This window comes from Agrobacterium sp. RC10-4-1 (genome assembly GCF_014138475.1).
Taxonomy (GTDB): Bacteria; Pseudomonadota; Alphaproteobacteria; order Rhizobiales; family Rhizobiaceae; genus Agrobacterium; species Agrobacterium pusense.
The window spans coordinates 276,813-301,417 of record NZ_JACJIT010000003.1 but is presented as its reverse complement, the minus strand read 5'-3'; the positions used below and the strand labels follow the sequence as shown (position 1 = coordinate 301,417).

Here is a 24,605-nt window from a genome sequence, read left to right as displayed (position 1 = left end):
GCTGTGGTTGCTGGCGCGTCAGTTCCGCCTCCGGTAGAAAATCCTCTCTCTCGGCAGCGACCCGGCTGCCTCAGGGTTGCAGGAGAGTGATGTAATGCCCATTCGCTTCGTCGCCATGATCGCGATTGTTGCCCTGCTTGCCGGTTGCGGTGGGCGGCCGATCGGAGTGATGACGCCAACGGGACAAACAGTGGCCGGTACGACGCCGGTGAATCTCCTTGTCGCGACGACACGCGCGCCGTCTGACAATCCTGCGGTTCTTTTCGGCGGCGAGCGGGGTACGGGGCTGAAGGTCGACGCGGTCACCGTCTCGATACCGCCAGACGCCAACCGCAAGGTCGGGCAGGTGCAGTGGCCGAAGAAGCTGCCGCCCAATCCGCTGAAGGATTTCACTACCGTTGCGGTCGAGCCCATCCGCTCCGAAGCCGAGACGCGAAGCTGGATCGGCCGGCATATTGAAAAGGACCGCCGCGTGCTGGTCTTCGTGCATGGTTTCAACAACCGCTACGAGGAATCCGTCTATCGATTTGCCCAGATCGTCCATGATTCCAGAACCGATGTCGTGCCCGTCGTCTTCACCTGGCCGTCACGCGCCAGCATCTTCGACTATAATTACGACAAGGAAAGCACCAACTATTCCCGTGACGCGCTGGAAGAGATGCTGACGCGGCTGGCGAAAGACAAATCCATCCGTGAAGTCACGGTCATGGCGCACTCCATGGGCACCTGGCTTGCAGTGGAGGCGTTGCGGCAGATGGCCATCCGCAATGGCCGCGTCGATCCGAAGATCGGCAACGTCATTCTGGCAGCACCTGATCTCGACGTGGATGTCTTCAGCCGCCAGTTCGCGAGCCTCGGCAAGACACCACCGAAATTCACGCTCTTCGTTTCGCAGGATGACCGCGCGCTCAGCCTGTCGCGCCGCATTTCCGGCAATGTTGACCGTCTTGGCCAGATCGATCCTTCCGTTGAGCCCTACAGCAGCCAGCTGGAAAAGGCCGGTATCACGGTTCTCGATTTGACGAAGCTGCAATCGGGTGACCGCCTGAACCACGGCAAGTTTGCCGAAAGCCCGGAGGTCGTGCGTCTGATCGGCGACCGCCTCATCGCGGGCCAGACCGTGACGGATTCTGATGTCGGCCTGGGCGAAGCCTTGGGCGCCGTCAGCATCGGTGCCGCGCAGACGGTGGGAACAGCAGCGAGCGTTGTGGTCAGCGCGCCAATTGCTGTGTTCGATCCCCGCACGCGGGAAAACTACGGCAGGCAGGTGGAGCGGCTTGGCCGCTCGGTGGAAAATACCGTGGGATCGGTGGGTGATACGGCCGGCTCCGTGGTGGACGATCAGGCGCTTCAGTCGTCAAGGATCAATTGCGATGCCGCTGCCAATCGAAACCGGGCGGAATGCCGCAATCGCTAAACTGCGATGCGTTAGGGGCAGCGGGAACGCTAGGCGCTTTTTGTCACAGAGCGTCGCAGATTTGTATACAGCTTGTATTTTTATCTGTATGGTCGGTCGACAACCCTTTTCGGAGTAAGACCCCATGCGTTGGAAACGCACCCTTCAGCTTCTCGATGTTCATTGCGAAGGCGAAATCGGCCGTGTCGTCACCGGCGGCGCGCCGAAAATTCCCGGCAATACGGTGGCTGAACAGCTTCACTGGATGAATACCGACCCAAAGGGAGAGGCGCTTCGTCGCTTCCTGACGCTGGAGCCGCGCGGCACGCCCATGGGCTCGGTCAATCTTCTGCTGCCGCCGAAGCATCCGGATGCGCACGCCGCCTTCGTCATCCTTCAGCCGGACCAGGCGCATGCCAGCTCCGGATCGAATTCCATATGCGCGACGACTGCGCTTCTGGAAAGCGGCATGGTGGAGATGCACGAACCGGAAACCGTCATCATTCTGGAAACGGCGGCCGGTCTGGTGAAGGCAACGGCCACCTGCCGTGACGGGCGCTGCGAAAAGGTCAAGTTGACCATGGTGCCGTCTTTCGTGCATGCGCTTGATGTCAGCATCGACACACCCCAATGGGGCAAGGTGACGATGGACATCTCCTATGGCGGCATTTTTTATGCGCTGGTGGATGTGCGTCAGATTGGTCTAACGATCGAAAAAGCCAATGCCGCAAAGCTGGTCTCTGCGGGCATGATCCTTAAGGATTTGGTGAACCGCGAAATGACCGTTGTGCATCCCGAAATCCCCGCCATATCGGGCGTGGCCTATGTGATGTTCCGCGATGTGGACTCCGATGGCTCCATCCGCACCTGCACCACCATGTGGCCCGGCCGGGCGGATCGTTCGCCCTGCGGCACGGGCAATTCCGCCAATCTCGCCACGCTTTATGCGCGCGGCAAGGTGAAGGTGGGCGACGAGTATAAATCCCGCTCGATCATCGGTTCGGAATTTGATGTCGGCCTTTCCGCCGTCACCGAGGTGGCGGGCCGTCCGGCCGTCATTCCCACTATCGCGGGTCGTGGTTTCACCTTTGGTCTCCATCAGGTCGGCCTCGATCCTTTCGACCCATTGGCCGATGGTTTTGCCATGACCGACGTTTGGGGTCCGGAAGCGGGCAACATCTGAAGCGCGCTTCAAAAAAATGACATTTACGGCTGCCTGATCGTGTCGGGCGGCTGTTTTCCCGCGACAAAAGATGCTAAGCGGGCGCAATTCCATCATGCTCCGAGGTATCCCGATGAAGTCGCTCACCCTGCGCCGCCCTGATGACTGGCACCTGCATCTTCGTGATGGCGCCATGCTGGAAGGGGTGATCGGGGATACGAGCCGTCATTTCGCCCGCGCCATCATCATGCCGAACCTGGTGCCGCCGGTTGTCACCACCGCAGATGCCCGCGCCTATCGCGATCGCATCGTCAAGGCCATTCCCGCGGGCGACAGCTTTGAGCCCTTGATGACGCTCTATCTGACCGAGGACACGCAGGCCGACGACGTGGAAGAGGGCAAGAAAAGCGGCCTGATTACCGCCGTAAAGCTTTATCCCGCCGGTGCCACAACCAATTCCCACGGCGGTGTGCGCGATTTTAACAAGGCCATGCCTGTTCTGGAGCGCATGGCGAAGATCGGCCTGCCCCTCTGCGTGCATGGAGAAGTAACAACGCCGGAAGTTGATATTTTTGACCGCGAGAAGGTCTTCATCGAGACGGTTCTGGAACCGCTGCGCCAGCGCCTGCCGGAGCTGAAGGTGACGATGGAGCACATCACCACCCGTGATGGCGTTGACTATATCAAGTCTTCCAAGGCCAATCTGGCCGGCTCGATCACCACGCATCATCTCATCATCAACCGCAACGCCATTCTGGTTGGCGGCATCAAGCCACATTATTACTGTCTGCCCGTCGCCAAGCGCGAGGAGCACAGGCTTGCGCTGCGGGCTGCCGCGACCTCTGGCGATGCGCGCTTTTTCCTTGGCACGGATTCCGCGCCGCACGTGGACCCGCTGAAGGAATGCGCCTGCGGTTGCGCGGGCATTTACACGTCCATCAATACGATGAGCTGCCTTGCCCATGTCTTCGAGGACGAAAACGCTCTCGACAAGCTGGAAGCTTTCGCTTCGCTCAACGGCCCGGCCTGGTATGGTCTGGCGCCGAATGAGGAGACGATCACGCTGGTCAAGCGCGACGAGCCAGTGTCATTCCCCGCCAAGATCGAAACGGGCGCCGGGCCGGTGACCGTATTCGATCCGATGTTCCCGCTTCATTGGGATGTAAACTGATTTTATGACCGCCGGCACTGCCGGCGGTTTTGTTATGGTCCGCCGGCACCTCGGCTGGCGCACGAAATACCGAACAAAGACGCGTGCTTTCCGAACACCGATCCGGGTTTTCGGAGCGAGAAACCAAGACCTAAAAGGAGAACGCCTATGAACCACTTCACATTCACCGATCGCGCCGTCGTTGCCGAACTGGTTGCCAAAATGTTGTGGGAAATCAAGGCGGTCCATTTTAATTCCGAAAGCCCATACACCTTCGCGTCAGGCATGAAGAGCCCTGTCTATATCGACATGCGCAAGCTCATCTCCTTCCCGCGCATTCGCTCCGCAGCCATGGATTTTGCGGCGGCGGCTGTCCTGCGCGAGGCCGGTTTCGAGAAGTTTGACTGTGTGGCCGGCGGCGAAACTGCGGGCATTCCCTTCGCCGCTTTCCTTGCCGAGCGTCTCGGCCTTCCGATGATCTATTGCCGAAAGAAGCCGAAAGGCCATGGCCGCAATGCCCAGATCGAAGGACATATGCCCGAGGGTGCCCGCGTTCTCGTCATCGAGGATCTGACGACCGCAGGCGGTTCGATGTTTACCTTTATCGACGCCATCCGTGCGGCGGGCGGCATCGTCGATCACGGCATCGCACTCTTCTATTACGGCATCTTCCAGGAGGCGGAAGCACGCTTTGCCAACGGCAATGTTAAGCTGCATTACCTGACGACCTGGCGCGATGTTCTGGCCGTTGCCCGGGCTGAAAAACTGTTCGACGAAAAGACCCTCTCCGAGGTTGAAGCCTTCCTCGATAACCCGCTGCCCTGGTCTGCAAAGCGCGGCGGTGTCAGCGAATTGCCGCAATCTTGATTTCGGATGCGGGTGGCCAGCTTGTGGCTGGTCTTCCGATCCATCTTCGTCTAAATCGATTTAAGTCCATTTGATTTGCTGTTTTGAGGAGGACCGTAATGATCCTGTGTTGTGGTGAAGCCCTGATCGACATGCTGCCCCGGCAGACAACGCTGGGAGAGGCGGGTTTTGCCCCTTATGCAGGCGGTGCGGTCTTCAACACGGCTATCGCGCTGGGACGTCTCGGCGTTCCCTCCGCCTTTTTCACCGGTCTTTCCGATGACATGATGGGCGATATCCTGCGGGAGACCCTGCGCGCCAGCAACGTGGATTTCAGCTATTGCGCCACTCTTTCGCGCCCGACCACCATCGCCTTCGTGAAGCTGGTCGACGGTCATGCGACCTATGCCTTTTATGACGAGAACACCGCCGGCCGGATGATTACCGAAGCCGAGCTTCCGGCGCTGGGCGCCGATTGCGAAGCGCTGCATTTCGGAGCCATCAGCCTCATCCCCGAACCCTGCGGCAGCACCTATGAAGCGCTGATGACGCGCGAGCAAGAAAGCCGTGTCATCTCGCTCGATCCCAATATCCGCCCCGGCTTCATCAAGGACAAGCAGTCGCATATGGCCCGCATCCGCCGCATGGCCGCCATGTCCGATATCGTCAAGTTCTCGGATGAGGACCTTGCCTGGTTCGGTCTGGAAGGGGATGAGGATACACTCGCCCGCCACTGGCTGCACCACGGCGCAAAGCTGGTCGTCGTCACCCGCGGTGCGAAAGGCGCCGTTGGCTATACGACCGGCCTGAAGGTCGAAGTTGCTTCTGAACGCGTGGAGGTGGTGGACACCGTCGGTGCGGGCGACACCTTTGATGCCGGCATTCTGGCTTCGCTAAAAATGCAGGGCCTGCTGACCAAGGCGCAGGTGGCGTCACTGACGGAAGAGCAGATCAGAAAGGCGCTTGCGCTCGGTGCAAAGGCGGCGGCAGTCACCGTTTCGCGCGCTGGCGCCAATCCGCCTTTTGCGCACGAAATCGGCTTGTGATGGGTTAGGGTTGAACCATTTTGAAAAGATGGTTCAACACGCATCACGCCGCCAAAATCGTGAAAAACCGTTATTTCGGTATTATCAAGCTTGTGTCTGCTGTTTTTTCGAGAAACAAGCGTCGCATGAGTGTTTCAACAGCCCATCCCTTTGATTTCGACCCGACCTACGGCATGCAACGCGAGCAGTTGCTTGCCATCACGCCCCCGGAAGCGCCACCCGGTTTCGATGACTTCTGGGAGAAGCGCTATCGCCGCGCGCTCGCCACTGATCCGCGCCCGGTGCTGCGCCGGAGCAAGCTGAGCGATCCCCGTTGGCAGGTCCTCGATCTGACCTACACCTCCACCGACGGTTTCCGTATCGGTGGATGGCTGCTGTTGCCGCGCGAAGGACAGGTCCGCCGCGGCCTGATCGTCGGCCACGGTTATGGCGGGCGCGGCGAGCCTGATTTCGATGTGCCGGTGGAAGAGACAGCCGTGCTGTTTCCCTGCTTTCGTGGACTGTCGCTGAGTGCCTGTCCGCCGATTTCATCCGATCCGGCCCTTCACGTTCTCTATAATATCGAGCGGAAAGACGATTATATTATCGGAGGCTGTGTCGATGACCTTTGGATCGCGGTCTCGACGCTTGTCAGCCTTTATCCCTGGCTGGAAGGGCAGGTGGGTTATAGCGGCATCAGCTTCGGGGGTGGTATCGGCGCTCTTGCGATCCCTTATGATAAGCGTATCGACCGCGGCCATCTCGTCGTGCCGACCTTCGGCCACCGACCGTTCTGGCTGACGCTGCCAACGGTCGGCAGCGCGGACGCCGTCCAGACCTATGCGAAGACGCACGCCCATGTGCTTGAAACGTTGCGCCTCTTCGATGCGGCCTGCGCGGCCGCCCGCATAAGCGTGCCCATGCTGATTGCGCCTGCGCTTTTTGATCCAGCCGTGGCGCCGCCCTGCCAGTTCGCGGTGGCCAACGCTTTGCCGCCGTCAAAATTTAATGAAATCTTCATCCTCGACGCCGGGCATTTCGATTACCCTGACAGCGCATCGCAAGATGCGGTCCATAAGGACAAGGTCAGACGGTTTTTCAAGGTGCCATGAAACGCGAATATCTCCGCTGGTATAGTCACAGGCTCCATCGCGACATGGAGCTCCTGATATTCGGTCATGCCGGCGCGAAGGTGCTGATGTTCCCGACACGCGACGGGCGCTTCTTCGAATATGAGGAGTTGGGCGTCGTCGAAAGTCTTTCCCACAAGCTGGAGGCCGGCCACCTCCAGCTTTATTGTATCGAGGGTCTGGCACGGGAAAGTTTCTACGCGGGCCACAATCACCCCGCCGACCGTCTCCGACGTCACGCCGCACTCGAGGCCTATATTCTGGGCGAAGTGCTGCCGCTGATGGCGGAGAAAAATCCGCGCGGCAGCACCATCGTGCAGGGCTGCAGCCTCGGTGCCTTTCAGGCCGCCAGCCTCGTCTTCCGTCACCCGCATCTCTTCACCAAGCTCGTCGCTTTTTCCGGCCGCTATGACCTGACGATGGAGGTGGAGTCTTTCGGTGATCTATTCGACGGCTATTATGACGATGACGTCTATTTCCACATGCCGAGCCACTTTCTTCCCGGGTTAAACTGCCCATGGCGGCTCGATCACCTGCGCCGCATCGACATGGTCTTCACCATTGGCGATGCAGACCCCTTTCTGGACAACAATCACCACTTAAGCCGCGTGCTTTCGGGCAAGCAGGTGGGGCACCAGATGCATGTATGGGAAGGCCGCGCGCATCGGGCGGGTGCGTGGCGCAAGATGGCGGCGCTTTATATTTGAGGCTGGAGCCCGTGCCTCAGGCGAGAAGAAATTCCATCAGGGCATTCTGGGCATGTAGAAGAAAAGCTTTTGCCGACCGGCTCTGACAGGCCGGATGGGCCATTGCGTCCGCGGTCACCTCTTGGCCACGCGAGACTGGCGGACAGGGCAAAAAAATCACATCAGGCCGCATCCTGTCGAGAAGGGACGCGGATATACGATAATCGGCCAGATGATGATTGGCGTCGGACGGCCAGGAATCGGTAATGACCACATCCGCATCCAGTAGCTCATCCATGTCCGTGCTTGCCCGGAAGTTCGGATTGATGAGCGCGGCATCCGTGACGTGCCATTGATCCGGGTAAACCTGCGTGACCTGAATGGGCAGTGAAATCGAGGCTTCGACCCAAGAGCGTAAAATATTGGCGTCCGGTGCCACACCGACGATTTTGAGGCCGGCTGTCTGGCCCCTCAGGCTTTTCACATAGGCTAAATCACCAAGCGTTTCACATGGATGATTGAATTTTGTCCGCGCGTTGATGACAGGTGCGCGCATGTCGGCTGCAAGTGCCCGAAGTGTCGAGAGTTCCTTCGTGCGGATAATCAAAAGATCGAACCAATTGTCGAGATAACCAGCCAGATCGGCAATCTCTTCTCGGCCGTTAAAGTTGATCGGAACGGTAACGCAGGTGCCGCCCATCGCCTGGATACCGAGATCAAAGGCGGCGGTATTGCGCCAGCCGGTGTCGTCAACGATCAGCCCGGCACGTTTTCCCTTGAGCGTCTGTGGCATCGTGCCTTGTAACCAGTCCTCGGCCAGAGCGCACGCGCGGTCGATGATCGAGAAGATCGCGTCCGCACTCAGGTTGTGAAACTCCAGAAAGTCCCTGCCCGGCCGGAACGACATATGCACCTCCAAATGACATTCGATCAACGCTGCATTGAAAAAAGCCGGAAGTCGCCCTCCGGCTTTCGTAAATTGCAGTGCCTGGATTTACCCCGCCAGACCCGCCAGCGCCTTCACTAGGCCCTGCGTAGAGCTGTCATGGCCAGCGGCGCTTTCCTTTCCTTCTACGACCGGAAGCAGGCCGGTCGCCAGTTCCTTGCCAAGCTCCACGCCCCATTGGTCGAAGGAGTTGATGCGGAACAGCACGCCTTCGACGAAGACGCGATGTTCGTAAAGCGCGATCAGGCGGCCAAGCGCGAATGGCGTCAGCTTGTCGTAGACGAAGGTGATGGACGGACGATTGCCGGTGAAGACACGGTGCGGCGCAATGAAATCCGCATGTCTGTCGTCCACGCCCTTGGAGGTGAGCTGGGCTTTTGCCTCAGCCAGCGTCCGCCCCTTCATCAGCGCTTCCGACTGCGCCAGGCAATTGGCGATGAGAAGCTGGTGCTGGTGGCGCAGTTCGGGCTCGAAACCGTTGGCTGCGATCATGAATTCCGCCGGGATGACGCTCGTGCCCTGGTGGATCAGCTGATAGAAGGCGTGCTGACCATTCGTGCCGGGCTCGCCCCAGACGACCGGGCCGGACTGGCCTTCGACCGGCGTGCCGTCGATGGTCACACCCTTGCCGTTTGATTCCATGTCCAGCTGCTGCAGATAAGCCGGGAAACGCGAGAGCCGCTGGTCATAGGGCAGGATCGCCCGCGTCGGGTAATTCAGTACGTTGCGGTGATAAAAACCGATCAGGCCGAGCAACATCGGCAGATTTTCACGGACCGGCGCCTCGCGGAAGTGGCGATCCATGGCGTGGGCGCCATCCAGGAACTTGCCGAAATTATCCTGACCGATGGCGATCATCAGCGGCAGCCCGATGGCAGACCAGATCGAGTAACGGCCGCCAACCCAGTCCCAGAAACCGAAGATGCGGTCGCTTTCGATGCCGAAGGCGGTAACCTTGTCCAGCGCTGTGGAAACCGCGGCAAAGTGATGCTTGACGGCGTCTTCACCCAGCTTTTCGGCGATGAAGCGGCGCGCCGTGGCGGCGTTCGTCATCGTCTCGATGGTGGTGAAGGTCTTCGACGCCACGATGAAGAGCGACGTCTCGGGGTCGATGAGCTTCAGCGTATCGGCAATATGCGCGCCATCAATGTTCGAGACGAAATGCGCCCGCGGGCCGTCATGGAAAGGTGCCAGCGCCAGCGTTGCCATGACCGGGCCGAGGTCGGAACCGCCAATGCCGATATTGATGACATCGGTAATCTTTTTACCGGTCGCGCCCTTCAGCGAACCGGAACGGATGGCATCGGCAAACTTGCCCATGGCAGACAGAACCGCGTTCACATCGGGCATCACGTCCTTGCCGTCAACGAGAACCGGCGTGTTGGCGCGATTGCGCAACGCGGTATGCAGGACGGCACGGTCTTCGGTGAAATTGATCGCCTTGCCGGAGAACATCTCCTCGCGCTTGGCCTCGACGCCGCCTTCTTGTGCAAGCTGTTCGAGAAGCGTGACGATCTCTTCATTCACGGCGCACTTGGAATAATCCATCAGCAGGTCATCGAACTTGGCGCTGAAACGGCTGAATCTCTTGTCATCGGCCGCAAAGGCGGCGCGAAGATCGGTTGCGGCTGTGCTGCTCGCCGTTGCTTTCAGTTTTTCGATGGTGGCCTGCATCTCGTGCTCCTCGGCTTCCGTGGAAGGATGAGGAAACTATTCTTTTTCAGGCGGCCAAATCAAGGCGGCTTCGATAAAAGAAAAGAGCCGGTCACCCGGCTCGAATTCGTTCAGTTCAGATTGCGCAATTCGCGCCGCAGGATCTTGCCGACATTCGATTTCGGCAGCTCGGTACGGAACTCGATGATCTTCGGCCGCTTGTAGTTTGTCAGGTTCTTGGCGCAGAAAGCCTTGAGTTCCGCTTCCGTGAGCGACTGGTCCTTCTTGACCACAAAAAGCTTGACGGTTTCGCCGGAGTGCTCGTCCGGAACGCCGATGGCGGCGCATTCCAGGACGCCTGGATGGCTGGCGGCCACTTCCTCCACCTCGTTCGGATAGACGTTGAAACCGGAGACGAGGATCATGTCCTTCTTGCGGTCGACGATCTTGGTATAACCGCGTTCATCCATGAAGCCCATGTCGCCGGAACGGAAGAAGCCGTCTGATGTCATCGCCTTTGCCGTCTCGTCCGGCCGCTGCCAATAACCCGCCATCACCTGCGGCCCACGAATGCAGATTTCTCCGACCTCTCCGGTGGGCAGGCTGTTGCCGTCCTCGTCGCGAATATCGATTTCGGTGGAAGAGATCGGCAGGCCGATGGTTCCGCTGAACTCCGTGGAATCGAGGCGGTTGACGGTGGCAACCGGCGATGTCTCGGAGAGGCCGTAACCCTCCGCAATGGGGCAGCCGACGATGGAAAGCCAGCGTTCCGCGACAGGCCTTTGCACCGCCATGCCGCCGCCGAGAACCAGAATGAGCGACGACAGATCGAGCTTGCGGAAATCCTCGTTGTTCATCAGCGCGTTGAAAAGCGTATTGATGCCGGGGAAAATATGCGGCTGATAATGCGACAATTCTTTCACAAAACCGGGAATATCGCGCGGATTGGCAATCAGCAGATTGTGGCCGCCAAGCGCAATGCCCATCAGCGAATTCACCGTCAAGGCGAAGATGTGGCAGAGCGGCAGCGCGCAGATGAAGTTGAGAACTTCAGGGCGATCCTTCTGGCCGTTGAAGGCGGCGTCCAGCCACAGGCTGATCTGAAGCTTGTTGGCCAGAAGGTTGGCATGCGTGAGAACCGCACCCTTGGATACACCCGTCGTGCCCCCGGTATATTGAAGGAAAGCAATGTCCTGCGCCGTGAGGCTGACCGGCTTCAGCGAAAATCCCTGACCTTCCTTCAGCATCGCCTTGAAGCTGATGGAGCCGGGAATGGTATAGGCGGGCACCAGTTTCTTGACCTTGCGGACCACCAGATTGACGATATGTCCCTTGAGGCCGAGAAGATCGCCCATCGCCGCGACGACCACGTGCCGCACCGCGGTTTTCGGCACCGCCTGCTGCGCCACATGTGCAAAGTTCTCCAGCACGAAAAGCGCCTTCGCGCCGGAATCCTTCAGCTGATGTTCCAGCTCGCGCGGTGTGTAAAGCGGATTGACATTGACCACCACCATGCCTGCCCGCAGGATTCCATAGACCGCAACCGGATTTTGCAGGATGTTCGGCATCATCACGGCAACCCGGTCGCCCTTTTCCAGTCCTCTGGACTGCAGCCAGGCGGCGACGGCTCGGGTTTCAGCGTCCAGTTCCCGGTAGGTCAGCGACTTTCCCATGCTGGAAAAGGCCTTCCGGTCGGCAAACTGCACACAGCTCTTTTCGAGAAGATCGACGAGGGAGGCATTGGTCGATACGGGAATTTCGGAAGGAACGCCCGGCGGATAGGAAGACAGCCAGCGCTTCCCAATGACGGCGTTCTGCGGGTGTCCCAGGGACAATTCACTCATGCTGCTCCTCCCAGAGTCTCTTCGCGCCGCGCATTCTGTGGAACGCGTGAACAGCGCTTTCGGCTGCCTGATGTTCACGAGGCTCCCGCACCTGCCGGCATCTGCCGGCGTGAGGGAACCACTTGTGACGTCACCGGATCGACTGCTCCTCCCGCTCCCCGGTGACGAATGATAGACGCGTAATCCCTTGACGTCCATCTTGTCGGCGAAACCTATTTAACTCTAACGTAAACGTCAATATTGCTGCCGCACATCTCGCCAACTCGTGATGGAAAACGCATTTTCCCGGTCTTTTTTGACTTTAATCCTGATTTGAGCGATCAACATAATTCGCAAAGCAAGGCAGGATTGGAAATGGCAGGCAGCGCAGCGCTAGAACTGAAATCGGTGGGCAAGAAATTCGGCGATACGGATGTATTGTCCGACATCGATCTGTCCGTCGAAAGCGGTGAGATCATTTGTCTTGTAGGGCGTTCCGGCTGCGGAAAATCAACCTTGCTGCGTATCATCGCAGGCGTGGAGACACCCGATAAAGGCAGCGTTTCCCTGAACGGCGCTGTCGTGGCCGGGTCTGGAGCTTTCATCGAGCCCGAAAAGCGCAATATCGGTTTCGTATTTCAGGATTATGCGCTCTTCCCACATCTTACCGTCGAGCAGAACGTCATGTTCGGCCTCCGCTCGCTGCCGAAAGCGCAGGCCCGGGCGCGCACTGCGGAGATGATCGAACATGTGCATCTCAAGGAACTTGCGAAACGTTATCCCCATACGCTGTCGGGCGGTGAGCAGCAGCGCGTCGCGCTTGCCCGTGCACTCGCCCCGCAGCCTGGCCTTCTGCTGATGGACGAGCCTTTTTCCAATCTGGACAGGGGATTGCGTGACGATGTGCGCGAAGAGACGCTAGGTCTTCTACGCCAGCTGGGTACGACGGCAATCATGGTTACTCACGATCCCGAAGAAGCGCTTTCGGCGGGCGATCGCGTGGTTCTGATGCAGCGCGGACGGATCGTGCAAAGCGGCACGGGTTACGAAATCCACGACCATCCCAAGACCCGCTATGCCGCTGATTTTTTCTGCGCCTTCAACAAGATTGAAGGACGGGTAAGGCAGGGTCGCGTGGAAACGCCGCTTGGCCTGCTGGGGGATGCCTCCGATCTGCCCGATGGCCTCGCGGCGGTTGCCTATGTTCGGCCCAATGCGATTTCGATTATCGAAGACGCCGCGAAAGAAGGTATCGCTGGCGAAATATCGAGCCGGGTCTTCCTGGGGGAGATCGAACAGCTCGGCATCGCCGTGCCCGGATTACCAGCTGATCTTCGCGTCAGAACAATGCAGCGTACAGCCGCCAAGACGCGGGCGATACGCTTCGGAATTGATCCGAAGGGCGTGCTGATATTTACCTAAAGTTGAATGAGCGCATTTGCATGTTCGTTTTCTCCCCGTTTTCAACTCTTGGTGATCAAAAGGCGGCGGAAAATGGCGAAATAAAACTTGATTTGTATCATCATGTATGATGTCTGCTCCCCCTATTGCCGTTATCGGAGAGGGAGACAAAACATGAAGAAATTTACCGGGTTCGCCCTGCTTGCTAGCACGGTTGCCTTTGCAGCCGGCGCAGCCAATGCCGCTGAACTCAATATCTATACCACCCGCGAGCCGGGCCTCATTCAGCCCCTCCTGGACTCCTTCACCGCTTCGAGCGGCGTGAAGGTCAATACCGTGTTTTTGAAGGACGGCCTTGCGGAGCGTGTGCTGAGCGAAGGCGCGAGTTCGCCGGCTGACGTTCTGATGACGGTGGACGCCGGCAATCTTGTCGATCTCGCTGAAAAGGGCGTAACGCAGGCGGTCGAATCCGAGACCCTGAGCAAGGCCATCCCCGCTGAACTGCGCGATGCCAAGGGTCACTGGTTCGCGCTTTCCATGCGAGCCCGCGTTCTGTATGCAGCCAAGGACCTTGATCTCGCTTCCTTCAATTATGAAGATCTCGCTGATGCGAAGTGGAAGGGCAAGGTCTGCATTCGCGCCGGCCAGCATCCCTATAATACGGCGCTGTTTGCCGACTACATCGCCCATTATGGCGCTGAAGACACCGAGAAGTGGCTTGCCGGCGTCAAGGAAAACCTCGCCCGCAAGGCAGGCGGCGGTGACCGCGATGTCGCCAAGGACATCCTCGGCGGCATTTGCGATATCGGTATCGCCAACTCCTATTATGTCGGCCTGATGCGCTCGGGCAAGGGCGGCGAGGAGCAGGTGAAGTGGGGCGACGCCATCAAGGTGGTTCTGCCGACCTTCAAGAATGGCGGCACGCAGGTCAATATCAGCGGCGCAGCCGTGGCGAAGAATGCGCCGAACAAGGCGGAAGCCGTCAAGCTTCTGGAATATCTCGTTTCCGACGAAGCTCAGAAGATCTATGCCGAGGCCAACTACGAATATCCGGTCAAGCAGGGCGCGGCTCTCAACGAGATCGTCGCTTCGTTCGGCACGCTGAAGATCGATAACAAGCCGCTGACGGAAATCGTATCGCATCGCAAGCAGGCGAGCGAGCTGGTCGACAAGGTCGGTTTCGACAAGTAAAGGCCAATCAGCGATAACATGTGAAAGGCGTTCGCAATTGCGGGCGCCTTTCCGCGTATTTTCCAGAAGCACATGAACCCAGACGCCACCCAGCCATTGTCACCTCGTGCCCGAGCCAGATTTTCATCCTCCTTCTGGTGGCTGTGCCTTTCAGTGCTGGCGGTTTGCGGCGCCATGGTTCCGGTTCTGGCGCTTGTCTCGCAGGCGTTGCAGGGTTCTGATGGCCTTTGGTCGCATCTGGGCTCAACCGTGCTCTGGACGGCGCTTCCGGATACGGCGATCCTTCTTGCCGGTGTCGGGCTGCTGGCAGGTATCGTCGGAACCTGTGCCGCCTGGCTGGTCACCGCCTATGATTTTCCCGGCCGCAAAATATTGGAATGGGCGCTGCTGCTGCCGCTGGCCATGCCCACCTATATCGTCGCTTACGCCTATCTGGATATTCTGCATCCCATCGGGCCTGTGCAGGGCGCGATCCGCTGGCTGCTCGGCTATTCCAGCCCGCGTGAATTCCGTCTTCCGGACATAAGGTCCATGACCGGATGCATCGTCCTTCTCGGCTTCGTGCTGTTTCCCTATGTCTATATTCCCGTGCGCGCCATGTTCCTCACGCAGGCAGGCAACCTGCTGGAAGCGGCGCGCACGCTCGGAGTCTCCAGACGTGCGGCTTTCTTCAAGGTAGCGGTGCCGCTGGCGCGCCCGGCGATTGCGGTCGGCGTCAGCCTTGCCTTGATGGAAGCGCTGAACGATATCGGCGCGTCCGAATTTCTTGGCGTCCGCACACTCACCGTCTCCGTCTACACCACCTGGGTCACGAAATCCGACCTGCCGGGTGCGGCGCAGATTGCGCTTTCCATGCTGTTCATCGTTGTCGCCCTCGTGGCGCTTGAGCGCTGGGCGCGACGCAAGCAGCGCTACGCGGTCTCTGCGCAGAAAAGCAGGCAACTGGAGCCGCTGCGGCTCAATGGCCTGAAGGGTTGGGCCGCTTTCTTGTTGGGCAGCTTGCCGGTCCTGATCGGTTTTATGGCGCCAGCCAGCTATCTCGTCACCGAGGCATGGAAACGGTTTCGTTTCAACGGTTTGTCCCCCCGTTTTGCCGATGAGGCCCTGAACACCATCGTCTTTGCCGGGGTGGCGACGGTGATCACCCTCATCCTCGGCCTTGTCGTCGCTTACGCCATGCGCCTTGCGCCGGGCCGCCTGTCGCTCTGGTCCTATCGTCTTTCGACGGTGGGATATGCTGCCCCCGGAACGGTCATCGCCATCGGCGTCCTGATCGCGCTCGGCGGCTTTGACCGCTTTGTCGACGAGACCATGCGCGACTGGTTCGGCCTATCGACAGGCCTCATCTTCATCGGCAGTGGCGCCGCGCTGATCTACGCCTATTCCGCACGTTTCCTTACCATTGCCGCCGGTGGGGTGGATGCTGGCCTCAGCCGCATCCCGCAGTCCTTCGATCACGCCTCGCGAACGCTCGGGCGATCCGCGACGCAGACATTCCGACACGTCCATCTTCCGCTTTCCAAGGCCTCACTTGCGGCTGCGGCACTGCTGATCTTCGTGGATTGCGTCAAGGAGCTTCCCGCTACGCTCCTGTTGCGGCCGCTCAATTTCGAAACCTTTGCTACCCATCTTTATGGCGAAGCGGCGCGTGGCACCTACGAGGAGGCGGCCATCGCAGCCTTGGCAATCGTCGTCATTGGCATGCTTCCGGTCATGCAACTTGCAAGGATCGGCCGGCGCAAGAGCTGACATCGAAGCTCCGCCGGATAAATTGCGGGCGCAAAATTGTGCGAGAGGCCAATAAGCTTCAAATCCACCCAGAAAACGACAAGCATCGCGCCTTAATCCTGATGTAAATACTCAGCTTAATTGAGGTGCTGCGACCCTTGGGATATCAATACGGTCGCGATGTTTTCGGGGCATATCTTGAAAAATTTGCATGGGATGTTTTTGCGCCATCTGGCTTTGGGAACGGCTGCCGTAGTTTTGCAGGCGCCCGCGATGGTGCACGCGCAGGACACAACCGTCCTTCAGCAGATTACCGTTGACGGGCAGGGCACGGAAAACGCAACCGGTCCCGTCCGGGGCTACGTCGCGAAGAAAAGCGCGACGGGTTCAAAAACCGAGACGGAAACCAGAGATATTCCGCAATCCGTATCGGTCGTCGGCCGTCAGGAAATGAACGACCGCGGCGCGGTGACGAAGATCGACGAGGTGCTGCGGTATACTCCAGGCGTGACGGCGGAGCCCTTTGGCACGGATCCGGATACGGACTGGTTTTACATTCGCGGTTTTCAGGCCACCCAGACTGGGGTGTTTTTGGATGGGCTGAACCTGTTCAGTTACGGTTTCGGCGGTTTCCAGATGGATGCCTATGGTCTGGAGCGGGTTGAAGTCCTGAAGGGGCCTGCGTCGGTGCTCTACGGCGGCGCCAATCCCGGTGGCATCGTTGAGATGATCCGCAAGCGCACCCAGGAAGAACCCGTTCGCGAAACGGAAATCGGCATCAATAATTTCGGCAACGCTTTCTTCGGTTTCGATCTCGGCGACAAGGTGGATGATGAGGGCGTATGGAAATACCGCGTCACCGGCAAGGTCTCGGGCGGCGACAACTATACGAATTACTCCGAGGATTTGCGCGGCTTCATCATGCCGCAAGTCACTTTCGAGCCGGATGCGCAGACAAGCGCCACGCTCTATGGGTATTTTTCGGCGCTTGACCAGGTGCATGTGGGCAACGGTTTCCTGCCTTATGTCGGCACCGTGGCCGACGCGCCCTTCGGCAAGCTCAACCGTGAAGCCTTTTATGGTGAGCCGGACCTTGATAACGGCCGCGTCTATCAATCGATGGTGGGCTACGAGGTCAGCCATGAATTCGACAATGGCTGGAAGATCAGTCAGAACGCCCGTTATGGGCATCTGTACAAGCACGAGACCGGGCCCTATCCCGGCGGCTGGGCAAATGCCGATGCCAACGGCCAGCCGAGACTCGATCCGATCACCAAGGACTATATGCTGACCCGCTTCGGTTACGACGGCGTGTCGAAGGTCGATAGCTTCGGTGTGGATAACCGACTGGAAGGCCAGTTCGATACCGGCGCCGTCAGCCATTCACTGCTCTTTGGTCTGGACTATAAATATTACCGGCTGGATCAGGTGCAGGCCTGCTGCGGGTCGAATGCGATCGGCGCGCTCAATCCGGTTTACGGTTCGGCGCAGGGAACGAATTTCGTTTATGCCGATAACATCGTGACACAACAGCAGATCGGCATTTATGCGCAGGACCAGCTGCGGTTCGGAGATGGCTGGCTTGTGACGCTGAATGGCCGTTACGACTATGTCGATACGGAGCTGAACAACAGATTGCCGACGGGCCTGTCCCGCCGCTCCAGTGACGACGCGCTGAGCGGCCGCGCCGGCCTTGCCTACGAATTCGACAATGGCCTGACGCCCTACGTCTCCGCCGCCACCTTCTTTAATCCGCTTATCGATACGCTTGCAGACGGCACACCCGCCGTGCCGGAAGAAGGCCACCAGTTCGAAGCCGGCATCAAATACGAGCCGACGTTCTTCGATGGCAGCATCACCGCCTCGGTCTTCAAGCTGGTCAAGGATAATGCTATCGTGTCCTATACGGCGGGTGGGGTGACCACCAGCGGCCAGTTCGGACAGGTCGAATCCACCGGCTTCGAGCTGGAGGCCAAAGCCAATCTCAATGAAAACTGGAAGGCACTTGCCTCCTATTCCTACACCGATATCGACATTACCCGCGATGCCAATCCAAATCTCATTGGCAAATCGCCATGGATCGTGCCCGCCCATACCGCTTCGCTGTGGCTGGACTATGCTTTCACCACGGATACACTTGACGGACTGAGCATCGGCGGCGGTGTGCGCTATCAGGGCAAGTCCTGGGCGGATGCGGCGAATACATTGCGCGTTCCTGACGCCGCTGTTTTCGATGCCGCGGTCCGTTACCAGAAGGACGACTGGACCGCATCCATCAACGTCGCCAATGTCTTCGACAAGGAATACGTCAAGGGCTGCGCCGGTATCTCCGTCTGCGGCTGGGGCGACAGCCGCACCATCACCTTCAAGCTTTCCAGGAAGTGGTAAGGCCTGGTCAAAGGCCATAGTTGCGGGAAAATTGGTTTGCCACTATAAACATGAATAAGTTTATCATGTTATAGTGGCGCCATGGCGCGCCCTGCGGGATCGAGAAGCCATGGCTTTCCGCGTGCGGATGGAAAATGAGATCGACGGTTTTGCCGTTATAGGCGGCCCGCGCTCAAGGGTCTGGAACGGCATCGTTGCCGACCTCTGGGACGTGCGTTGTGCACCGAAAGCAGGTGGACGTTATGTCGGCAAGGACCCGCGGTTTGTTTTTCTGCTGGAGATGGATGGAAAGGATGATGGCAGGTTCGTCATGAACGGCTGCCGCCGCGACAAGTATACCGCCTCCGAGGTGAACCGTATTTCCTTCGTGCCTGCCGATCTGGATGTGCATGCGGAGTTGAGCAACGTTTCCTTCCTCCGCCACCTCGATCTGCACTTCGACGCTGGACTGCTGGGGGCTCGGTTGGTGCAGGGTTTCGATCCGCACGGTTTGCTCGACCCGCATCTGATGTTCGAGGATGAGCGCCTGCTGGCGCTGGCGCGGTTGATCGCAGCCGAATGCGACAATCCCGATCCGCTGCACGATCTCTATGGCGAGAGCCTCGTGCTGGCGCTGCTGACGGATTTTCTGAAAGTGAGGCGGGAGCCGGTCAAAAAGCGCAGCAAGCTCGCCGCCTGGCAATTAAGGGCGGCGACGGATTATATCCGCGAACATTGCCTTCGGTCGATCCGGCTTGAGGAACTTGCGGAACTTACAAACCTGTCGCAATCCCATTTCAGCCATGCCTTCAAGGCCTCCACCGGCGTCCCGCCGCACCAGTGGCAGATGCAGGCGCGTATTGATCGGGTCAAGGATCTGATGATGCGAACCGAGATGGCGCTTACCGACATTGCCATCGCAGCCGGATTTTCCGATCAGGCGCACTTCTCCCGCGTCTTTCGAAAGATGGTCGGGGTGTCCCCCTCGGTCTGGCAGAGGAGCCGCCAGTAACTGCCTTTTGTTCCGTTCTTTCTCCAAAAAATTCCCTGACGGCATCTGAAACGCCCCGGAACGATTTCTCCGGCGACGGGTTTACAGACGTGACCCATTGAGGAAATCAAGGAGGAAACTATCATGTTGCATCAGGAACCCCGCGCCGGCCAGGACCCCTATGTGAAGGACACGCCCAGCCTCATCGCCAGCGACAAGGTGGAAGGCACCCGCGTTTACGGCGCCGACGGCAAGCATATCGGCTCGATCCAGCGCATCATTCTTGAGAAGCGCGGCGGCCGCGTTGCCTATGCGGTGTTGAGCTTCGGCGGTTTTCTCGGCATCGGCGACGATTATTATCCGCTGCCGTGGGAAAAGCTGCATTACGACGAAGAGCTCGACGGCTACCGCATCGACCTGACAAAGGAACAGATCGAAAATGCCCCGCATTTCGCCAATCTCGATGATGACGAATTGCTGAACGCAAGGGATCGTAAGGTCTACGACTATTACGGCGTCGCCCCTTACTGGATGTAAGGCGAATAATCTTGCCAACGGGCATTGTGGCGTTTTCGGCTCATCTTCAGCCGGAAACGCCTGACGAAAACGGCTCCTGAAGGAGCCGTTTTTTCTGTATTAATGTGGGTTCTTCTGCATGTCGGAAACCGCATCTGTGAAGCACTTACGCGCTTCCTCCGGCGATTTTCGCCCGTCTAGTGCAGCGCGGCAGGCACTTCTGGCTCTCACGAAACTCAATCCGCGCCGATTTGGCCAGCCTTCGGTCAACAATCTCAGTGCTTCGAATGGGCCGGCGACGACACTCTTGCCGTTCGCATCCAGATTGACCTCAACAGGCTCTGTCCATCTCTCGTTCTTCATCGTGCACCTCCCAGAGCAACGCGATCCCGAAACAAACCCGACAGCGGAGCAACCCATGAACGCTGTCCTGTGTCACTGCCGCCTAGGATAAGCGCAAGCAATGGAATTGACAACGGTGATCAGCGGAAGCCGAAAAACGAAAGGATCGCCAGGACGATAACGACGAGGCCGACGATGTAGATGATCTGGTTCATGATTTTCTCCTTGTCTATGTCATCACCATAACGTGAAGGAGAAGATGCGGTTCCAGAAGCACATGATAATTTAATCACGTGCTAAAAAATTGCGGACATTCCATCGTCACGCGATGCGGAACGTCACCTCCGCACGATCACCCAGATCGCGTGGATGATGCCGGGCACATAACCGCACAGCGTCAGAAGAATGTTGAGCCAGAAGTGTAGCCCCAGTCCGACCTGGAGAAATACACCAACCGGCGGCAGGATGATGGCGATGAGAATACGAATGACGTCCACGATGACAGGCCTTCCGGTTGACTGTTGACCAGCCGGAGAACGTGTGTGGGGCGGTTTGGTTTCACTTAAGCACGGACGTGCTTTTTGAGAGATTTTTGTTTGAAAATGGTGCCGCTTACGTGACTCGAACACGTGACCCCATCATTACGAATGATGTGCTCTACCGACTGAGCTAAAGCGGCCCGGTTGTGATCCGTCTGTCACGGATCAGCTTCATGGCGGGCTGATACAGGCAATGCCGACGGATTTCAAGCCTTGAATGCGTGGCTTTTGAAATTTCCGCAAAAAGCTTTGCCTGTCCAATGTTTAAGGGGCGTATCAGGCTCCGGCGCAGATGCGGCCCCTCGCAACCTCGTATTCCTGGACCAGCCGATCAACCAGAGCCGCTACCGGCTCCACCGCCTTGACCGCGCCAATACCCTGGCCCGCGCCCCATATGTCCTTCCAGGCTTTTGCGCCGCCGGAAGCCGATTCGAAATCCATCTTTGAGGGATCCGCTTCCGGCAGCTTGTCGGGGTCGAGGCCGGAGGCGACGATCGAACTTTTCAGATAATTGCCGTGAACACCGGTGAAATAGTTCGAATAGACGATGTCTTTGGCATGCGCATCGACGATTGCCTGCTTGTAGGCGTCGGATGCGCGGGCCTCCTGCGTGGCGATGAAAGGGGAGCCGATATAGGCCATGTCCGCGCCCATCGCCTGTGCCGCGAGGATGGAGCCGCCATTGGCGATGGCGCCGGCAAGCAGCAGCGGGCCATCGAACCACTCGCGGATTTCCTGCACGAGGGCGAAGGGAGAAAGTGTGCCCGCATGGCCGCCGGCGCCCGTCGCGACGGCGATCAGCCCATCCGCGCCCTTGCGGATGGCCGACCTTGCATGGCGATCGTTGATGACATCGTGCAGGACGATGCCGCCATAGGAATGCACGGCCGCATTGACTTCCGGCACGGCACCGAGCGAGGAAATAACCACCGGGACCTTATATTTCACGCAAAGGCCGAGATCATGTTCCAGTCGCCGGTTGGACATATGCACGATCTGATTGACCGCGAAAGGCGCCGCCGGACGATCCGGGTTGGCCCGGTTGTGCGCGTCAAGCTCTTCGGTGATCATCGCCAGCCACTCATCGAGTTGGCTTTCCGGCCGCGCATTCAGCGCCGGGAAAGCGCCGATGACGCCCGCCTTGCATTGCGCCAGCGTCAGTTGCGGGTGCGAAATGATGAATAATGGTGACGCTATGACCGGAAGACGCAGATTGTCTTTCAGCACGGACGGTAGCATGGCTCCTCCCCCAGATTACGTTTACGCGCACGTAAGTCATTATCGTGTTCGGTGTCGGATTGGAAGCGAAAACAGTACCGCGAGGCGTCGCCGAACCTGCGTTCGTAGCGCCACAATAGATCGATTTTCCCCAAGACAATCCGGTCTTTATCACAAACGATGCTTGCGGAGGGGCGGCATAGCCGTTACCGAATCGTGAACCCATGGCGCAGCGCCGCATATTTTGCAAAGCGCATTAGAACAAGGATCGGTCGTGAGCGGACTGGAAACGGCAATCAGAAATGCTCTGGAAAAATCGGACAGATCGAACGCCGAAGTTCGTGCACGTATTTATCAATCGTCCCGTCAGGCGCTGGAAGCGGGCCTGCGCAAGCAGGGCATCGACGACCCGCAGATTGTTGCCCAGCAGCGCCAGCGGCTTGAAAGCCTGATCCACCTCATCGAGAACGAGGAACGCAACCGGCTTCTGGACAGGGTGGAGCAGCAATTGCGACCGCCCGTGCAGGAAAGCGCGGCGCAGGATGATGATTCCGTCTATCCCGTTTCGCAGCCGCCCCATCGGGATGAAGTGGCTGTCGAGCCGGAACTGCGCGGTGAAACGCGCGATGCGCGACCCGGTGCCGCCACGGCCCCGGAATCCCCCCGACCAGGCCGGCGCGGCGGAAAACCATCGAGGAGAGGTTCCAGCGCGGCTGACGCATCGCTTGCCTTCCGCCCCGAAGGTGCTGTTGGTCGCCGCAAGCGCCGCGGGCTTTTTGCCCGGCTTTTCATCTATGTCACGCTTCTGGCCTTCGTCGGTTTCGGCGCCTGGTGGGCCTATTCCTCGGGTGTCCTGCTCTCTCCGGAACAGCGGGATACCAGCGTGCCCAATCCGCCGGCGCAGGTGCAGGCAGAGGACTTTAATGGCGCCGAACCCGCCCCGAGCCTATCGGCCGGGCGTGGTTTTTCCGACGACTGGGTCGAGGTTTTTAACGCCGAGCGCGGTAATTCCGGAGTTTCGGCAGGCCCACGCGCCAATGTCGAAAATATCGCAACGCCCGCCGGCAAGGCAATTCGGGTGACGTCGAGAAGCGTGGCGCAGGATGGCGCCGTCAGCATCGAGGTTCCAGTCGAAGTGATGCGGGACATGGCCGGTAAATCCTCGACCATATCCATTACCCTGCAATCTTCCAGTGACCGGCAGACGCAGGTGTCCGTCGCATGCGATTTCGCTACCTTGGGCGATTGTTCGCGCCACCGCTTTACGGCCACGGCCGAGCGCGCCGACATGCTGCTGAACGCGACATTCGAGCGTTCGCTGGCCCCCAACGCGCCGGGCAGGATTTTCATCAACAGCGATATCGATGGCAGCGGCCGCCCGGTCAACCTTTATTCCGTGCGCATCCTGCCGGGTCAATAAAAGGGTACGAGCAGCCGCCAAAGGCGGCTCTCCTCATTTCTCTTCGGCTTTTCCGAGAAAATTCGGCCCCGCCCCCAATATCTTATTGTCGATCTCGCCGATCGCCTTCTCGTCCTTGCCTTCGTAGTCCAGCGAATTGAGAATGTGGCGGATGAGATTGACCCGGGCCCGGCGCTTGTCATTGGCGCGTACCACCGTCCAGGGCGCGACATCGGTATGGGTCTTTTCCAGCATCTCGTCGCGCTTTTGCGTGTAGTCGTCCCACTTCGTCAGCGCGGCTATGTCCATGTCCGAAAGTTTCCAGCACTTCAGCGGGCTATGGCGGCGATCGTGGAAACGGTCGATCTGCGTTTCCCGTCCGATATCGAGCCAGAACTTGAAAAAGTGGATGTCCTCGTGGGCGAGCATCTTTTCCAGGCGCGGCGTTTCCTTGAGGAAGCGCTTATGTTCCTCGGGGGTGCAGAAACCCATCACCGGTTCCACTCCGGCCCGATTGTACCAGGAGCGATCGAACAGAACTAGTTCGCCTGCCGTGGGAAAATGCGAGATATAGCGCTGGAAATACCATTGCCCACGCTCGGTTTCCGTCGGCTTGGTCAGCGCCACGACGCGGGCATAGCGTGGGTTGAGATAAGAGCGGATCGCGAAGATGGCGCCGCCCTTGCCGGCCGCATCGCGGCCCTCGAAAACTGCCATGACCCGCTTGCCTGTGGCCTGGAGCCAAAACTGGACCTTCACAAGCTCGATCTGCAGCGCCTCCAGCGCGGCATCGTATTCCTCGCGCTTCATTTTTTTGTCATAGGGAAAATTGCCGGCCGAGAGCTTGTTTTCCTCCACCCAGTCGGGAAGAACCGGATCGTCGATGTCAAAGCTGCGCAGCTTTCCGCCAACGGTAATCTCGACTGTCCGCTTCTTCGTTTCATCGGCCATGGTTTCCTCCGGCTGTTGTTGTGTAAAGGCAACTCGCCGCCAATGAGTTCACATCGCCCGGCAGAATTCAAGCGAAAGAGGGTTGCTTGAGAAAGCTGTGGCGGTGTGACGATTGCAGCGTGGAATTTGCACATATACGCTGTGG

General features: G+C 58.7%; 21 protein-coding genes and 1 tRNA gene. 14 read left to right on the top strand and 8 right to left on the bottom strand.

Translation table 11 applies throughout. The features are described from left to right. The first annotated feature begins 94 nt into the window (after positions 1 to 94). From FHW77_RS10015 to FHW77_RS09985, 7 genes are all read left to right on the top strand, one after another. Positions 95 to 1,417 (top strand): alpha/beta hydrolase, encoded by a 1,323-nt coding sequence (locus FHW77_RS10015; RefSeq protein WP_004439698.1) that lies wholly within the window; start codon positions 95 to 97, stop codon positions 1,415 to 1,417. 124 nt (positions 1,418 to 1,541) lie between these two features. Beyond that, a complete protein-coding gene (locus FHW77_RS10010; protein ID WP_004439700.1) occupies positions 1,542 to 2,579 on the top strand; it encodes a 4-hydroxyproline epimerase in 1,038 nt (345 codons plus the stop codon). Positions 2,580 to 2,691: 112 nt separating this feature from the next. Beyond that, the gene (gene pyrC / locus FHW77_RS10005; protein WP_004439702.1) at positions 2,692 to 3,729 is read left to right on the top strand and encodes a dihydroorotase; all 1,038 of its coding nucleotides are present in this window, start codon (positions 2,692 to 2,694) and stop codon (positions 3,727 to 3,729) included. Positions 3,730 to 3,876: 147 nt separating this feature from the next. Next, positions 3,877 to 4,575: an orotate phosphoribosyltransferase gene (locus FHW77_RS10000; protein ID WP_004439706.1), complete on the top strand. Its 699-nt coding sequence runs from the start codon at positions 3,877 to 3,879 to the stop codon at positions 4,573 to 4,575. A gap of 98 nt (positions 4,576 to 4,673) precedes the next feature. After that, positions 4,674 to 5,600, top strand: a complete 927-nt coding sequence (locus FHW77_RS09995; RefSeq protein ID WP_004439708.1) for a carbohydrate kinase family protein — start codon at positions 4,674 to 4,676, stop codon at positions 5,598 to 5,600. Positions 5,601 to 5,725: 125 nt separating this feature from the next. Further along, positions 5,726 to 6,691 (top strand): acetylxylan esterase, encoded by a 966-nt coding sequence (locus FHW77_RS09990; protein WP_004439711.1) that lies wholly within the window; start codon positions 5,726 to 5,728, stop codon positions 6,689 to 6,691. Beyond that, positions 6,688 to 7,416, top strand: a complete 729-nt coding sequence (locus FHW77_RS09985) for an esterase family protein (protein WP_004439714.1) — start codon at positions 6,688 to 6,690, stop codon at positions 7,414 to 7,416. The genes FHW77_RS09990 and FHW77_RS09985 overlap by 4 nt, the downstream gene beginning before the upstream one ends. 16 nt (positions 7,417 to 7,432) lie before the next feature. On the opposite strand, the gene FHW77_RS09980 is transcribed toward FHW77_RS09985, so the two are convergent. The 3 genes from FHW77_RS09980 to FHW77_RS09970 form a co-directional block, all read right to left on the bottom strand. After that, positions 7,433 to 8,302, bottom strand: a complete 870-nt coding sequence (locus tag FHW77_RS09980) for an ornithine carbamoyltransferase (RefSeq protein ID WP_004439716.1) — start codon at positions 8,300 to 8,302, stop codon at positions 7,433 to 7,435. An 87-nt stretch (positions 8,303 to 8,389) separates the two neighbouring features. Beyond that, entirely contained in the window at positions 8,390 to 10,015 is a 1,626-nt protein-coding gene (gene pgi / locus FHW77_RS09975) for a glucose-6-phosphate isomerase (RefSeq protein ID WP_004439717.1), read from the bottom strand. A 110-nt stretch (positions 10,016 to 10,125) separates the two neighbouring features. Further along, positions 10,126 to 11,838 carry a long-chain fatty acid--CoA ligase gene (locus FHW77_RS09970; protein ID WP_004439720.1) on the bottom strand — a complete coding sequence of 571 codons (1,713 nt, stop codon included), beginning with the start codon at positions 11,836 to 11,838 and terminating at the stop codon, positions 10,126 to 10,128. Between the two features lie 354 nt (positions 11,839 to 12,192). Here FHW77_RS09970 and FHW77_RS09965 point away from each other — a divergent pair, with 354 nt between their 5' ends. The 6 genes from FHW77_RS09965 (at position 12,193) to FHW77_RS09940 (ending at position 20,032) form a co-directional block, all read left to right on the top strand. Beyond that, on the top strand, positions 12,193 to 13,239 hold the full coding sequence (locus FHW77_RS09965) for an ABC transporter ATP-binding protein (protein WP_004439724.1): 1,047 nt from the start codon (positions 12,193 to 12,195) through the stop codon (positions 13,237 to 13,239). Between the two features lie 153 nt (positions 13,240 to 13,392). Further along, positions 13,393 to 14,409 (top strand): Fe(3+) ABC transporter substrate-binding protein, encoded by a 1,017-nt coding sequence (locus FHW77_RS09960; RefSeq protein WP_004439728.1) that lies wholly within the window; start codon positions 13,393 to 13,395, stop codon positions 14,407 to 14,409. Between the two features lie 72 nt (positions 14,410 to 14,481). Beyond that, on the top strand, positions 14,482 to 16,158 hold the full coding sequence (locus tag FHW77_RS09955; RefSeq protein WP_004439730.1) for an ABC transporter permease: 1,677 nt from the start codon (positions 14,482 to 14,484) through the stop codon (positions 16,156 to 16,158). Positions 16,159 to 16,317: 159 nt separating this feature from the next. After that, positions 16,318 to 18,525: a TonB-dependent siderophore receptor gene (locus FHW77_RS09950; protein WP_004439731.1), complete on the top strand. Its 2,208-nt coding sequence runs from the start codon at positions 16,318 to 16,320 to the stop codon at positions 18,523 to 18,525. Positions 18,526 to 18,634: 109 nt separating this feature from the next. After that, entirely contained in the window at positions 18,635 to 19,516 is an 882-nt protein-coding gene (locus tag FHW77_RS09945; RefSeq protein ID WP_004439732.1) for a helix-turn-helix domain-containing protein, read from the top strand. 123 nt (positions 19,517 to 19,639) lie between these two features. After that, on the top strand, positions 19,640 to 20,032 hold the full coding sequence (locus FHW77_RS09940; protein ID WP_004439734.1) for a PRC-barrel domain-containing protein: 393 nt from the start codon (positions 19,640 to 19,642) through the stop codon (positions 20,030 to 20,032). A 99-nt stretch (positions 20,033 to 20,131) separates the two neighbouring features. On the opposite strand, the gene FHW77_RS09935 is transcribed toward FHW77_RS09940, so the two are convergent. From FHW77_RS09935 to FHW77_RS09920, 4 genes are all read right to left on the bottom strand, one after another. Continuing rightward, on the bottom strand, positions 20,132 to 20,374 hold the full coding sequence (locus FHW77_RS09935) for a DUF982 domain-containing protein (protein WP_004439737.1): 243 nt from the start codon (positions 20,372 to 20,374) through the stop codon (positions 20,132 to 20,134). A 317-nt stretch (positions 20,375 to 20,691) separates the two neighbouring features. Next, entirely contained in the window at positions 20,692 to 20,850 is a 159-nt protein-coding gene (locus FHW77_RS09930; RefSeq protein ID WP_004439740.1) for a YqaE/Pmp3 family membrane protein, read from the bottom strand. A gap of 106 nt (positions 20,851 to 20,956) precedes the next feature. Beyond that, a tRNA-Thr gene (locus tag FHW77_RS09925) sits at positions 20,957 to 21,032 on the bottom strand. A gap of 136 nt (positions 21,033 to 21,168) precedes the next feature. After that, a complete protein-coding gene (locus FHW77_RS09920; protein WP_004439755.1) occupies positions 21,169 to 22,131 on the bottom strand; it encodes an NAD(P)H-dependent flavin oxidoreductase in 963 nt (320 codons plus the stop codon). Between the two features lie 253 nt (positions 22,132 to 22,384). On the opposite strand from FHW77_RS09920, the gene FHW77_RS09915 reads away from it, so the two are divergent. Next, positions 22,385 to 23,530 (top strand): hypothetical protein, encoded by a 1,146-nt coding sequence (locus FHW77_RS09915; protein ID WP_004439757.1) that lies wholly within the window; start codon positions 22,385 to 22,387, stop codon positions 23,528 to 23,530. A gap of 33 nt (positions 23,531 to 23,563) precedes the next feature. Here the strand turns inward: FHW77_RS09915 and ppk2 are convergent, their stop codons facing one another. Continuing rightward, a complete protein-coding gene (gene ppk2, locus FHW77_RS09910; protein WP_004439759.1) occupies positions 23,564 to 24,460 on the bottom strand; it encodes a polyphosphate kinase 2 in 897 nt (298 codons plus the stop codon). Between the last annotated feature and the right edge of the window lie 145 nt (positions 24,461 to 24,605).